Below are 12,343 nucleotides of genomic sequence, written 5' to 3' on the forward strand. Positions count from 1 at the left end.
CCGAACCCGGAAGTTAAGCCCTTCAGCGCCGATGGTACTGCACGGGAGACTGTGTGGGAGAGTAGGACACCGCCGGACACAAACAAAGGGAAAGGCCCCGCCACCACGGCGGGGCCTTTCTTTATTTGATCTGCCAGGTGACACCAAAGGGTTCGAGGAATTTCAGGAAGTCGGCCGGATCGAAGACCTCCGCCGGAGTCCGGGCACCGCTCGGAGCGCCTCCCTCGGCCAGACGCCGGGCACCTTCGACGGCGATCACCGCGGTGAGGCGGTAGGGGTCAAGACCGGTCACCCAGCCTTGCACCTGACGTCCTCGTCCGTCGGCGGCCTGGGCCAGCATCAACCACCTCTCCGACGCTCGCGCGTCCGCATCCGGGATCTCCGGCACGCCTTCCACCACGTCGGCGCTCAGCGACAGGAAGAGCTCGACCACTTCCTCCCGGAGAGCGCTCCGTACGTGGCCGGCCTGGATATGACGGGGAGCCATGACCACGCCGGGCAGCGGGAAGCTCCGCACTGCGACGTACTCCTCCTCGCCGGGGACTGCGATCTTCGACGGGACGCCCGCCTCCACCGGATGCCAGTCCCCATCGGCGTACTCCAGCGGCTCGTCGGCGCCGACCTCGGCCATTGACCGGGCCGTGCCTCGGGACGCCACGCCGGGGTGGCGCAGGTCCGCGATCAGGAGGTCCGCGGGCGCGGATGTTGTGCGGCGCGTACAGCCTCGACCAGGCCAGGGCTCACCCGCTGTTCGCCGAGCTTCCCGAGGTCATGCACCTGCCGGCGCGCGTCGGCCGCCACCCGTCGCTCCAGGGCGCGATCGAGCTGCTCGGACGGGAACTGGACCGCGAGACCCCGCTCGGCGGTGACGCCGCGCTGCCCGCCCTACTCGACCTGCTCCTGCTGTACATCGTCCGGGCCTGGTACGACGACCGGCCGGGCGACACGGCGACGGGCTGGGCGGCGGCGCTTCGCGATCCGGCGGTCGCGGCGGCCCTGCGCGGCATCCACGAGCAGTCCGAGCGGCTCTGGACCGTGCAGTCGCCGGCCGGCCACGCGGGGCTGTCCAGGGCGGCCTTCGCCCGGCGGTTCACCGACCTGGTGGGATCGCCGCCGCTCGCCTATCTGACCTGGTGGCGGATGACGATGGCCGCGCGCCTGCTGTGTGACACGGACCTGCCGCTGCGCGCCGTCGCCGCTCGCACCGGCTACACGTCGGAGTTCGCGTTCGCCAGGGCGTTCAAGCGCGAGTTCGGTGCCGCGCCCGGGCGGTACAGGCACGGCCCGGTCCCCTCAGGGGCCGGTGCGCAGGAAGTCGGGACGTGACTCCGCCCAGCCGGGAACCTTCAGCTCGTCGAGGGCGCTGACGATGCGCCGCTCCTCGAACGTGAAGTGGGACTCCATGATCGCGGCGAGGCCGTCGAGCTCCGCGCGGACCTTCGCCGCCTCACCGTCGCCCAGGGGCTCGTCCAGCCCGCCGACGAGATCCTCGATCCTGCGGAGGATCTCGTCCACCAGCCGGTGGTCCTGCTCCAGCTGCTCGATCACGGGCCGCAGCTCGGGGAAGCGCGCGGCGAGCTCCGGGAAGGCTCCGCCGTCCTCGCCGGTGTGGTGGCGTTGCAAGGCGGAGCAGAACGTCAGGCAGTGTGCCCGCAGCTCGCGCGGGCGGCCGCCTGTGCCGTCGAGGAAGGCGTCGACATCGTCCTGCAGGCGGGCGAGCTCCTCGCGGAGCCACAGATGGACTTCGATCAGCTGGGTGCCGAACGCCGCGAGGCGGCCGTCCGGGCCGGAGGGAATGGTCATCGTCGTCCGATTATGCCCGACCGCCCGCCACCGCCTTCTGGACGCCGCCGAGCGGCTGTTGCGCGACCAGGGGTACGAGCGCCTGTCGATCCGCGCGGTCAACGGGGATGAATCCGGCCGCCGTCCACTACCACTTCGGTTCCAAGCAGGCGCTGGTCACCGCGCTGCTCGAACGGCGGCTTCGGCCGGTCTGGGAGGGCGGGCTGGCCGAGCTCGACAAGCTCGCCGGATCGGGCGCGCCGCCGACGAGGACGAACGCTGGGCGCTGTCGCTTTTGTCGCCGACGCCCGTTCCAACCGCAGGCCCGCGCTCGGCCCCTCCCGGCGGCCGGCGAGGGCGACATCGACCGGGTGACCGCCGCGCACGCCCGTGCCGCCGCGCTCGCGGCCGAGGCCGGGTTCGACGCCGTCGAGCTGCACTTCGGGCCCAACTATCTGATCAGTTCGTTTCTGAGTCCGCGCCTCAACCGGCGCCGCGACGGAACGCTGGACAACAGGGCGCGCTTCGGCCGCCAGGTCGCCTCAGCCGTACGGGCCGAGGTGGGGACGCGCATCGCGGTCACGGCGAAGCTGAACATGGACGACGGGGTCCGCGGCGGCAGTGACACCTCATTTCAGGGCCGTCGGGAGTGCCGGTCCGCCTTCGTTCGCGTAGCGCGGCTGGAGCTCGGCGGCGATTCCGTAGTGATCGGACAGGTACTCCCAGCGGCCGTCGGGCAGCCGTACCTGATCTTGGAACACCAGGTCGGCGGTGCCCGTGACGCCGCGTACGAAGACGTGGTCGATGGGCGGATACGGGGTGCCGCCCGGCTCCGGCCGCGCCGTCGGCCGCGTGTCGTTCTCCAGGAGGTCGCGCACGCCCGCTCTGGACGCGAACGCCTTCAGCAACGGCGACTCCCGGGGCACGTTGAAGTCCCCGACGGCGATCACGGGAACGTCGTCCGGGATCGCGGCGATGATGCCGCCGAGCCGCCGCAGCTGGCCTGCCACGACGTGCCTGTAGCGGCCGGCAGGCGACCAGTCGCCGTCCCGGTTGAAGCTCAGGTGCGTGTTGACGACGGCAAGATCGCCGCCGGGCGCCCGGACGCGGGCCGCCTGTACGCCCTTGCGCATCAGGAGCTCCGGCCTGGGCGGTCCCGCCATGGCGTACGGCGTGAACCGGAACCGCTCGATCGGCCACCGCGACAACATCACCAGCCCACCACGCAGTGTGAAGGCCCCGCTCGCGGCGTGGTGCGGGAAAATCCGGCGTACGAGCGGCAGGTTGTGGCGATAGAGGAATTCCTGGAGGCAGACGAGGTCGTAGCCGTCCCGTTCGAGCCGTTCGGCCAGACCTCGCAGGCGCGACCGTGCGGACCCGCGGAAGAGCGTGTTGAACGTCAGCAGCCTCATCCGGCCAGAGATCATACGCAGTGTGCCGATCATTCGCACGCTCACGTCGGCGAACGCCGGTCGCCGTCGTCACCGCGATCGTGAATTGAGACAGGCGGTCGGCCGGTCCAGGCCATGACCGGAAAGGGCGAGGCGGACCACGTACCGTAGGCGCATGGGTGAGGTTCTCAGCCGCCGCGCGCTCAACCGGGCCACGCTCGACCGGCAGTTGCTGCTGCGCCGGGCCCGGATGGACGCGGCGCAGGCCGTCGAACATCTCGTCGGCCTCCAGACGCAGGTGCCGCACAACCACTACACCGCGTTGTGGTCGCGGCTCGAAGGCTTCGACGCGGAGGACTTCTCGGCACGCTTCGAGCGCCGCGAGTTCGTCCGCCTCGGGCTGCTGCGCGGAACGATTCACACGGTCACGGCGCGTGACGCGCTCGCGCTTCGGCCGCTGTTCGACGTGCTGCTGACGAGGGTGCTCAAGTCGTCGTTCGGCAAGCCGCTGGCGAGCGTGGACCTGGCGAAGGCCGCTGAGCGCGCCCGCGTCCTGGTCGAGGAGGAGCCCCGGACGTTCAGCGAGATCGGCAAGGAGCTCCTGGCCGACTGGCCGGAGAGCCGGCCGCAGGCGCTGGGCATGGTCGCCCGCCATCTGCTCGCCATGGTGCAGGTGCCGCCGCGCGGGCTGTGGCAGCAGGGCGGGCTGTCCAGGCACACCACGCTCCAGCACTGGCTGGGGGCCGAGCTGCCGGAGCAGGCGGCGCCCGACGACCTGGTGATGCGCTATCTCGCCGCGTTCGGGCCCGCCTCGGTACGCGACGCGCAGGCGTGGAGCGGGCTCACGCGGCTCAGCGAGGTGGTCGAGCGCCACCGCCACGAGCTCGTCACCTTCCGTGACGAGAACGGGGTCGAGCTGTTCGACCTGCCGGACGCGCCGCGCCCCGGCGAGGACGTCCCCGCCCCGGCCCGCTTCCTGCCCGAATACGACAACGTGTTCATCGGGCACAAGGACCGCACCCGTATCTACAGTGACGAGGCCGCCCGGGCCGTGTGGCCCACCAACGTGGAGTACCCGGTCTTCCTTTCCGACGGCTTCGTCCAGGGCAGCTGGAGCATCGACACCGACAGGAAACGGACCCATGCCGCACTTACCATCAGACCCTTCGCCGGCCTCCCACCGGCCCAGCGCGCGGAGCTCGAACGTGAGGGCGCAGCGCTGCTCGGCTTCCACGCACCCGGCGCCGACCACGACATCGACTGGGGTATTCACGGAGAGTGACCGGGGTATCACTGGTCACATGAAGACCAAGGTCCAGACCGGATTCACCCCGGTTCAGGCGACGCTGTACGAGACGCTGGCGGGCCGGGCCCTGGACAGCCGAGCGCGCCGGCCCATCCTGGGCGACCCGACGGCCGTGGACACGGTCCGGAAGATCGACTTCGACTTCAGCCGGCTGAGGCTCGGCAGCGGGCTCGTCACGCAGGTCGCCGTCCGCGCCCGGTATCTCGACAAGGCGGTGCGGGGCTTCGTCACCGCCCATCCGGACGCGGTCGTCGTCGACCTGGGCGCCGGGCTGGACGCCCGGATCTTTCGCGTGCTCCCACCCTCGACCGTGGCCTGGTTCGACGTCGACTTCCCGGCGGTCGCGGAGGCCCGGCGGCAGGTCCTGCCGGATCACCCGCAGGCGCGGCAGCTCGGCGCGTGCCTCACCGACCCGTGGTGGCTGGACGAGGTCCCCGGTGACCGTCCGGCCATGGTCGTCGCGGACGGCCTGCTGCCGTTCCTCGCGCAGGAGGAGATCGAGGCCCTCGTCGACCGGCTGACCCGGCACTTCCGCACGGGGGAGCTGGCGTTCAACGGCTACCACCCGAGGATCGCGGGGCTCGCGCGATACCTGCCCGCCATGAAGAGGACCGCGGCCCTGACGCGTTCGGTGCCGTTCGCCGACCCGTACGAGCCCGAGTCGTGGAACGCGCGGGTCCGGTTCGTCGAGGAGACCAGCCTGGCGCATGTGCCCGAGGTCGCCCTGTTTCCGCCCGCCATCCGGCTCGGAACGCGGCTCGCGGGCCGGAGCAGCACGCTGTCGCGGTCGTCACGGGTGCTCAGGTACCGCTTCTGAGCAGGACCAGCCTTGCGACAGTTCGCTTGTTACCGATCGTAATGTGACATGTCCGGGCAGTAACCAGGGTAGAGAGGTTCCATGGGGCCGATGGTGGTGCTGGGTTCGATCACGGCGGATCGGCGGGCCTCGTCGGTCGAGTTCCTGCGCCGGTACGTGGACGGCACCCTGGACACGGCGGGCGTCGACGCCGAGGACGTCCGGCTCGTGGTGAGCGAGCTCGGCACCAACGCCGTCACCCATGGATCGGGCGAGCGCGTCGGGCTCTTCGTCGCCGCCAACGACGACTGCGTCCGGGTCGAGGTCACCGACGGTGGCGGCGGCAGCCCCCGGGAGCGCCGCGCGGAGGCCGAGGACGAGGGCGGCCGCGGTCTGATGATCGTGACCGCCGTCGCCGAGCACTGGGGCGTGCGGCGCGACGAGCGCGGCACGACCGTCTGGGCCGAGGTGGCCCGCAGGCCCCGTTAGCCCGCCACGGCGGAGTTGGCCATGGCGCCCAGGGCCGCCCCACCGGCCACGCGGTCGACCGCCTTGCCCGCCCAGTGATGGGCGGTGACGTGTTCGACCCGTTCGCGCAGGTCTCTGCCGCTGATGCCGGACAGCCGGGCGATCAGGCCGGAGGCGTGCGCCAGGGCCAGCAGGACGGCGGTGCGCTCGTCGGCCCGGCCCGTGTCGAGCGCGGCGGCGAGCCGTGCGCGGATCTCCGGCTCCAGCTCGGCGTCCCGTCCGGAGTAGCGCCTGCCGGGGATCACCCCGAAGACGCGGTACGTCGTCGCGTCGACGGTGCCGCGCTCGGTCAGCCGGGCCAGCCGTCGCGCGGCGAGGTCGTCGTCGATCAGGCGGCTCACCCACCACTCGGGCTTGCGGGGCTTGGCCTCACCGGCGATCCGGCCGAGCGCCGCGGCGAGATCGGGGTCGTCCGGCGGAGTCGCGTCACAGACAGTCACGAGGTCGCCGCCTACGGTGATCCGGCCGGTCAGCGCCAGGTCGGCCAGGAGGGCCCCGGCGAGGCCGGCCTGGAGGGCGGCCGAGCGGAAAGGGAGCCGTCCGTCGTTGTCCCGCAGGGCGAGCAAGAGGAACTCGTCGGCAAGGGGCACGGCGTACTCCATGGGGACTCCCGTCCGAAAAGTCGGCGACGAAAGTCAAACGTGCGACGGAAGGGATGGGTTCCGGACATAGGCTGCACAGGTGACCGAGAAGTTGTGGCAGATCGAACCCTCTGGACCGCTGCGCGGGGACGTCACGGTACGTGGCGCCAAGAACGCGGTCAGCAAGCATATGGTGGCGGCGATGCTCGGCGGCGCGCCGAGCACCATCCGCAACGCCCCCGACGTCGGCGAGGTCGGCATCACCGCGGCGATGCTGGAGCACGTCGGCATGACGGTCGAACGGTCGGGCGGTGAGATCACGGTCGTGCCGGGACCCGTCGGCGACCCGAGCGTGGCCAAGGCGTTCACTGGGCTCAACCGCATCCCGATCCTGATGCTCGGCCCGCTCCTGCACCTGGCCGGCGAGGCCTTCGTGCCCCTGGTCGGCGGAGACCCGATCGGCCGCCGCCCGGTCGACTTCCACGTGGACGCGCTGCGCGCGTTCGGCGCCGAGGTGGAGCTCGCCGAGGACGGCATCCACGCCCGCGCCAAGCGGCTGCGCGGCACCCGGATCAACCTGCCCTACCCCAGCGTCGGCGCCACGGAGACCGTGCTGCTGGCCGCGGTGCTGGCCGAGGGCAGGACGGTCATCCGCAACGCCGCCACCGAGCCGGAGATCATCGAGCTGGCGCTGTTCCTGCAGCGCATGGGCGCGGGCATCGAGTTCAGCCCCGACCGCCGGATCGTCGTCGAGGGCGTGCCCAAGCTCAGCGGCGCCCAGACCCGGCTCGCCGGCGACCGCATCGAGGCGTTCTCCTACCTGGTCGCCGGGCTGGTCACCGGCGGCGAGGTGCGGGTGCACGGCTGCCCGCAGGACCGGCTGGTCACGCCGATCACCACGCTGGCGCGGATGGGCGCGCGGTTCGAGATCACCGACGACTGGATCATGGCGTCGGCGCCGAACCTGCTGAGTCCCGCCGCCGTGCAGACCGACACCCACCCCGGGTTCGCGACGGACTGGCAGACGCCGCTCATGGTGCTGTTCACCCAGGCCGACGGCATGTCGGTGCTGCACGAGACGGTCTACGAGAACCGGCTGGCCTATGTGCCCGCGCTGCAGAGCATGGGCGCCGAGATCGAGGTGTACGACACCTGCCTGGGCGGTCCCGCCTGCCGCTACCACGACACCGGCGCCAAGCACTCGGCGGTGGTGCGCGGCATCTCCAAGCTGCGCGGCGGCGACGTCACGATGCCCGACATCCGGGCGGGGTTCTCCGCGGTGCTGGCCGCCGCCGTCGCCAACGGCCCGTCCACGCTGCGCGGCGTGCACCACATCGAGCGCGGCTACCACCGCCCGGTCGAGCAGTTCCGGGCGCTCGGCCTCAACCTCTCCAGCCGCGCCGTCTGACCCGCGAGCCGGTCCGCCCGGGGCTCAGGGACGCAGGGCTCAGGCGCCCCGGGTTCAGGCGCGCAGGGCCCGTTCGAAGCGTTCGCGCAGGTCGGCCAGGCGTTCCGCCGGCTCGTTGGCGAAGACGAGGCGGAGGTAGTGATCGCCGCTCGGGCCCCAGCCGTTCATGGGCGTGGCGGCGACCTTGCCGTGCAGGAAGAGGCGCCGGGACAGCTCCTCGGGCGAGAGCCCGAGGGGCCGGGTGTCCACGAGCAGCGACCAGCCGCCGTGCGGCCGGACGACCTGGAGATCGGCGAGCCGGTCGAGGACGACCTCGCAGCGCTCGCGCCAGACGGCGGTCTGCGCCGCGACGTCGGCGTCGGCGTCCGGGGCCGCCAGCGCGGCGGCGACCGCGTCCTGCGCGATGCCGACCTGGCAGACGACGTTGGTCAGGCCGACCAGGCGGATGTCGGCCATGATCGGCGCGGGCGCGGTGACCCAGCCGACCCGCCAGCCGATCATGCGGAGCTCCTTGGAGGCGGCGCCCACCGTGATGGTGCGCTCGGCCAGCGCCGGCACGGCGGCGACGGGATGGCCGGGCGGGCGACCGTCGAAGCGGATGCGCTCCATCGCCGCGTCGTAGATCAGCCAGGCGTCATGGCGTTCGAGCGCCGCCGCCAGCGCTTCCCAGTGCTCCTGGCCGAGCACGAGGCCGGTGGGCATCGCCGGGCCCATCATGAGCACCGCGCCGGTGTCCGGTCCGACGGCGTCGGCCAGCCGTCGCGGGTCGACCGACCATCCTTCGGGGGACGCGTCGCACGGGACGAACCGGGTGACCCCGCCCGCGAGCCGGACCCGGTTGACCAGCCCGGCGTAGATCGGATCGCAGAGCACGACCTCCTGCCCCGGCTCGATCGTGGCCAGCAGCACGTTGAGGACGCCGTTGAGACCGCCGACCACGCTGACGCACTCCGTGGCGGGGTCGTAGGAGTGCCCGGCGATGCGGCCGACGTGCGCGGCGGCGGCCTCCAAGAGCGCGCGGTGGCCCTGGAACGGCAGGTAGCTGTTGGCGTCGTCGTCATCGACGGCGGCGCGGGTCGCCTCCAGCGCCACCGCCGGGGGCCGCAGATCGGTGTCGAGGTTCTCGAGCCGCAGCAGGTCGGGGTCGTGCGCCGCGTCGGCCGCGTCGCCGACCCTGTCCACGCCGATGCCCGGGATGTCGCGGAGTCTGGAAACGGTCATGAACGGATCATGCCCGGCCGGGACCCGGTCAAAGATCAGAAAAGCCGGAATAGCGGTTCGGGGCCGCTGGGTTCCGGGCTTATATGGGACGCATCGGTAACACTGATCTGGAAGCACGCCCGTTCGCGCTGGGCGGCAACGTCTTCGGCTGGACCGCCGACCGGGACGGCTCGTTCGCCGTACTGGACGCCTACACCGAGGCGGGCGGTACCTTCGTCGACACGGCGGACGTCTACTCGGCCTGGGTGGACGGCAACTCCGGCGGGGAGTCGGAGACCGTCATCGGTGAATGGCTCACCTCGCGCCGCAACCGCGACGACGTCGTGATCGCCACCAAGGTGGGCGGGCACCCGCGCCTGCGCGGGCTCAAATCCGACACCGTCAAACGCGCCGCCGAGGAGTCGCTGCGCAGGCTGGGTACCGACCACATCGACCTCTACTACGCGCACTTCGACGATCCCGAGACGCCCGTGGCCGAGACGCTCGGCGCGCTGGACCAGCTGGTCAACGAGGGCAAGGTGCGCTACATCGGCGCCTCCAACTTCACCGCCGAACGGCTCGCCGAGTCGCTGGCGCACTCGGAGGCCGAGGGCATCGTCCGGTACGAGGCCTTCCAGCCGCACTACAACCTCGTCTCCCGCGACACCTACGAGGGCGAGCTCGCCGACACCGTGCGGGCCCACGGCCTCGGCGCGCTGCCGTACTACGCGCTCGCCTCCGGCTTCCTCACCGGCAAGTACCGTCCCGGGCAGGAAGTCGACAGCGCGCGGGCCGGCAAGGCCGGCGAATACCTGCGCAGCGAACGCGGGCAGAAGGTGCTCGCCGCCCTCGACCGGGTGGCGGGGGAGCAGGGCGCCGAGATCCCGACCATAGCGCTGGCCTGGCTCATGAGCCGGCCCACCGTGGTCGCGCCGATCGCCAGTGCCCGTACGGTCGGGCAGCTGGGCGCGCTGCTCGCGGTGGACGATGTGGAGCTGGCGCCCGAGCAGCTCGTCCTGCTGGACGACGCCTCGGCCTGAGCCGGACGCCGGTGCAGCCGCCGCGCCGCCATCGCGGTCGGGTATGTATGAGGGGTGATCGATCCCGCTGCTCCGTTGCCGAAATACCTCCAGCTCCGGGCGATCCTGCTCGGCATGATCGAGGAGGAGCGGCTCGCGGTGGACGCGCCCGTACCGTCCGAACGGGAGCTGTGCAGGCGGTTCGGGGTGTCGCGGATGACCGTCCGGCAGGCCGTGGACCAGCTGGTCGCCGAGGACAGGCTCCGGCGCATCCCCGGCAAGGGCACCTTCGTCGCCCGGCCCAAGGTGCAGATGCCCAAGGAGCTGGTCTCGTTCACCGAGGACATGCTCGCGCGGGGGCTGCGGCCGGGCTCGGTGGACCTCGCCCACCGCACGGTCGCCATGGACGCGGGTCTGGCGCGGCTGTTCGAGGCCGATCCCGGCTCGCCCGTGCACGTGCTCGAACGGCTGCGGCTGGCCGACGGGGAGCCGATGGCGGTCGAACGGTCGCACATCCTCGCGTCGGCCGCGCCGGACCTGCCGTCGCGCCGTCCCGAGGGGGCATCGCTGTTCCGGGTGCTGGAGACCGAGTACGGGATCCTCCTGGACGCGGGGGAGCAGACCATCGAGGCGGGTCCGGTCGGCCCGGAGGACGCCGGGCTCCTGGGCATCGAGCCGGGCAGCGCCGTCTTCTTCATGCGGCAGCGCACGTTCAGCCGGGACGTGTGCGTGGAGGTGGCGATGGCGACCTACCGCGCCGACCGTTACCGGATCCATCTCGGCCTGGAGTCCCGCCGCCGGGCCATCTCTGATAAATCTTAGGTCTAAGATTTATCAGAGACCGCGGAGGTGGGCCGTGACCGGCGCATTCGCAGACGAGATCCTGGTGGGCGGCCGTTGGCGGCAGGGCACCGGGGAGCCCCTGGAGACCCGTTCCCCGGCCACCGGCGAGGTGCTGGCCGTCCTGCGCGGAGCCGGGGCCGCCGACGTGGACGAGGCGGTGCGCGCCGGCGCGGTGGCCGCGGCCGATCCGGGGTGGCGTGACCTGCTTCCGCACGAGCGGGCCCGCCATCTCGTCCGCATCGCCGACCTGATCGCCGAGCATGCCGGCGACCTGGCCGCGTTGCAGACCGCCGACACCGGCAAATCGATCAACGAGACCCGGGCGCTGGTGGCGAGCGCGCAGGGCACCTTTCGCTACGTCGCCGCCGCGCTGGAGACGATGGAGGGCGCGCTGACCCCGCCGCGCGGCCCGTACCTGACCATGAGCGTGCACGAGCCGATCGGCGTCGTCGGCGCCATCACCCCGTGGAACTCCCCGATCGCCAGCGACGCGCAGAAGATCGCCCCGGCGCTGGCGGGCGGCAACGCGGTCGTCCTCAAGCCCGCCGAGTGGACGCCGCTGGTGTCGCTCGCGCTGGGCCGTCTGATCATGGATGCCGGGCTGCCGCCCGGCCTGCTGTCGGTGCTGCCCGGCCCGGGCGCGGTCACCGGCGACGCGCTCGTGCGGCATCCCGGCGTCGGCAAGGTCTCGTTCACCGGCGGCACCGCCACCGGGCGCGCCATCGGCGCGGTCGCGGCTCAGAAGATCATGCCGGTGTCGCTGGAGCTCGGCGGCAAGTCGCCGACCATCGTGTTCCCTGACGCCGACCGTGAGCAGGCGCTCGCCGGGCTGCTCTTCGGCGTCTTCTCCTCGTCCGGGCAGAGCTGCGTCGCGGGCTCGCGCGTGTTCGTGCACGACTCGATCTACGAGGAGTTCGTGTCCGAGCTGGTGCGGCGCGCCGGGAAGCTGCGGGTCGGGCCCGGCACCGATCCGGCCACCCAGGTCGCGCCGATGGCGGCCCACGCGCACCGCGACAGGGTCGCCGCGATGGTCGACCGGGCGCGCGAGGCGGGGGCGCGGGTGCGGTGCGGCGGCCGGGCGCCCGAGGGCGAGGCGTACGAGCGGGGCGCCTACTACCTGCCCACGATCCTGGACGGCGTGCCCAACGACGCCCCCATCTGCCAGGAGGAGGTCTTCGGCCCGGTCCTGGTCGCGCTGCCGTTCGCCGACGAGGACGATCTGGTCGCCCAGGCCAACGCCAGCGTCTACGGCCTGGCCTGCGGCATCTGGACCGGCGACTACCGGACCGCCTGGCGGGTGGCCCGCCGGATCGAGGCCGGCACGGTCTGGATCAACACCTACAAGCAGTTCAGCATCTCCACGCCGTTCGGCGGCATGAAGGACAGCGGTCTCGGCCGCGAGAAGGGACGCGAGGGCATCCTCGGTTACATGCGGCAGAAGAGCGTCTACTGGGGGCTGGACGACTCGCCGCTGCCCTGGGCGGGCTGA

14 protein-coding genes, 1 rRNA gene and 1 pseudogene are annotated in these 12,343 nt (G+C 72.1%); 10 read left to right on the forward strand and 6 right to left on the reverse strand.

The features are described 5' to 3' along the window. Positions 1-78 (forward strand): 5S ribosomal RNA (gene rrf, locus ABD333_RS41035); the annotation flags it as partial. A gap of 43 nt (positions 79-121) precedes the next feature. On the opposite strand, the gene ABD333_RS41040 is transcribed toward rrf, so the two are convergent. Beyond that, positions 122-631 (reverse strand): saccharopine dehydrogenase family protein, encoded by a 510-nt coding sequence (locus ABD333_RS41040; RefSeq protein WP_344548043.1) that lies wholly within the window; start codon positions 629-631, stop codon positions 122-124. Here ABD333_RS41040 and ABD333_RS41045 point away from each other — a divergent pair. Beyond that, complete coding sequence (locus ABD333_RS41045) at positions 544-1,326, forward strand: helix-turn-helix transcriptional regulator (RefSeq protein WP_344548208.1); 783 nt, start codon at positions 544-546, stop codon at positions 1,324-1,326. The two genes, ABD333_RS41040 and ABD333_RS41045, sit on opposite strands and share 88 nt — an antisense overlap. Here ABD333_RS41045 and ABD333_RS41050 read toward each other — a convergent pair. Next, entirely contained in the window at positions 1,294-1,803 is a 510-nt protein-coding gene (locus tag ABD333_RS41050; RefSeq protein WP_344548044.1) for a hemerythrin domain-containing protein, read from the reverse strand. The two genes, ABD333_RS41045 and ABD333_RS41050, sit on opposite strands and share 33 nt — an antisense overlap. Before the next feature lie 98 nt (positions 1,804-1,901). Then, complete coding sequence (locus ABD333_RS41055) at positions 1,902-2,222, reverse strand: hypothetical protein (protein WP_344548045.1); 321 nt, start codon at positions 2,220-2,222, stop codon at positions 1,902-1,904. On the opposite strand from ABD333_RS41055, the pseudogene ABD333_RS41060 reads away from it, so the two are divergent. After that, a pseudogene (locus tag ABD333_RS41060) lies at positions 2,154-2,351 on the forward strand (oxidoreductase); the annotation flags it as partial. The gene ABD333_RS41055 and the pseudogene ABD333_RS41060 sit on opposite strands and share 69 nt — an antisense overlap. Before the next feature lie 60 nt (positions 2,352-2,411). Here ABD333_RS41060 and ABD333_RS41065 read toward each other — a convergent pair. Then, complete coding sequence (locus ABD333_RS41065; RefSeq protein ID WP_344548046.1) at positions 2,412-3,194, reverse strand: endonuclease/exonuclease/phosphatase family protein; 783 nt, start codon at positions 3,192-3,194, stop codon at positions 2,412-2,414. 154 nt (positions 3,195-3,348) lie between these two features. Here ABD333_RS41065 and ABD333_RS41070 point away from each other — a divergent pair, with 154 nt between their 5' ends. The 3 genes from ABD333_RS41070 to ABD333_RS41080 all read left to right on the forward strand — a co-directional run bounded on the left by ABD333_RS41070 (position 3,349) and on the right by ABD333_RS41080 (position 5,764). Beyond that, positions 3,349-4,455 carry a winged helix DNA-binding domain-containing protein gene (locus ABD333_RS41070; protein ID WP_344548047.1) on the forward strand — a complete coding sequence of 369 codons (1,107 nt, stop codon included), beginning with the start codon at positions 3,349-3,351 and terminating at the stop codon, positions 4,453-4,455. Between the two features lie 19 nt (positions 4,456-4,474). Next, positions 4,475-5,296, forward strand: a complete 822-nt coding sequence (locus ABD333_RS41075; protein WP_344548048.1) for a class I SAM-dependent methyltransferase — start codon at positions 4,475-4,477, stop codon at positions 5,294-5,296. Positions 5,297-5,377: 81 nt separating this feature from the next. Next, the gene (locus ABD333_RS41080; RefSeq protein WP_344548049.1) at positions 5,378-5,764 is read left to right on the forward strand and encodes an ATP-binding protein; all 387 of its coding nucleotides are present in this window, start codon (positions 5,378-5,380) and stop codon (positions 5,762-5,764) included. On the opposite strand, the gene ABD333_RS41085 is transcribed toward ABD333_RS41080, so the two are convergent. Next, a complete protein-coding gene (locus ABD333_RS41085; RefSeq protein ID WP_344548050.1) occupies positions 5,761-6,405 on the reverse strand; it encodes a GOLPH3/VPS74 family protein in 645 nt (214 codons plus the stop codon). The two genes, ABD333_RS41080 and ABD333_RS41085, sit on opposite strands and share 4 nt — an antisense overlap. A gap of 79 nt (positions 6,406-6,484) precedes the next feature. Between ABD333_RS41085 and murA the strand changes: the two genes are divergently transcribed. Further along, positions 6,485-7,792 carry a UDP-N-acetylglucosamine 1-carboxyvinyltransferase gene (murA, locus tag ABD333_RS41090; RefSeq protein ID WP_344548051.1) on the forward strand — a complete coding sequence of 436 codons (1,308 nt, stop codon included), beginning with the start codon at positions 6,485-6,487 and terminating at the stop codon, positions 7,790-7,792. A 54-nt stretch (positions 7,793-7,846) separates the two neighbouring features. Here the strand turns inward: murA and ABD333_RS41095 are convergent, their stop codons facing one another. Further along, positions 7,847-9,013: a pyridoxal phosphate-dependent aminotransferase gene (locus tag ABD333_RS41095; RefSeq protein ID WP_344548052.1), complete on the reverse strand. Its 1,167-nt coding sequence runs from the start codon at positions 9,011-9,013 to the stop codon at positions 7,847-7,849. Positions 9,014-9,096: 83 nt separating this feature from the next. Between ABD333_RS41095 and ABD333_RS41100 the strand changes: the two genes are divergently transcribed. From ABD333_RS41100 to ABD333_RS41110, 3 genes are read left to right on the forward strand one after another with little or no spacing between them, the layout of a single operon-like run. Next, entirely contained in the window at positions 9,097-10,032 is a 936-nt protein-coding gene (locus ABD333_RS41100; protein WP_344548053.1) for an aldo/keto reductase, read from the forward strand. Positions 10,033-10,086: 54 nt separating this feature from the next. Further along, positions 10,087-10,833 carry a GntR family transcriptional regulator gene (locus ABD333_RS41105; RefSeq protein ID WP_344548054.1) on the forward strand — a complete coding sequence of 249 codons (747 nt, stop codon included), beginning with the start codon at positions 10,087-10,089 and terminating at the stop codon, positions 10,831-10,833. Between the two features lie 34 nt (positions 10,834-10,867). Then, positions 10,868-12,343, forward strand: a complete 1,476-nt coding sequence (locus tag ABD333_RS41110) for an aldehyde dehydrogenase (RefSeq protein ID WP_344548055.1) — start codon at positions 10,868-10,870, stop codon at positions 12,341-12,343.

Origin of the sequence: Actinomadura fulvescens (assembly GCF_039533225.1) — a bacterium.
GTDB lineage: Bacteria > Actinomycetota > Actinomycetes > Streptosporangiales > Streptosporangiaceae > Spirillospora > Spirillospora fulvescens.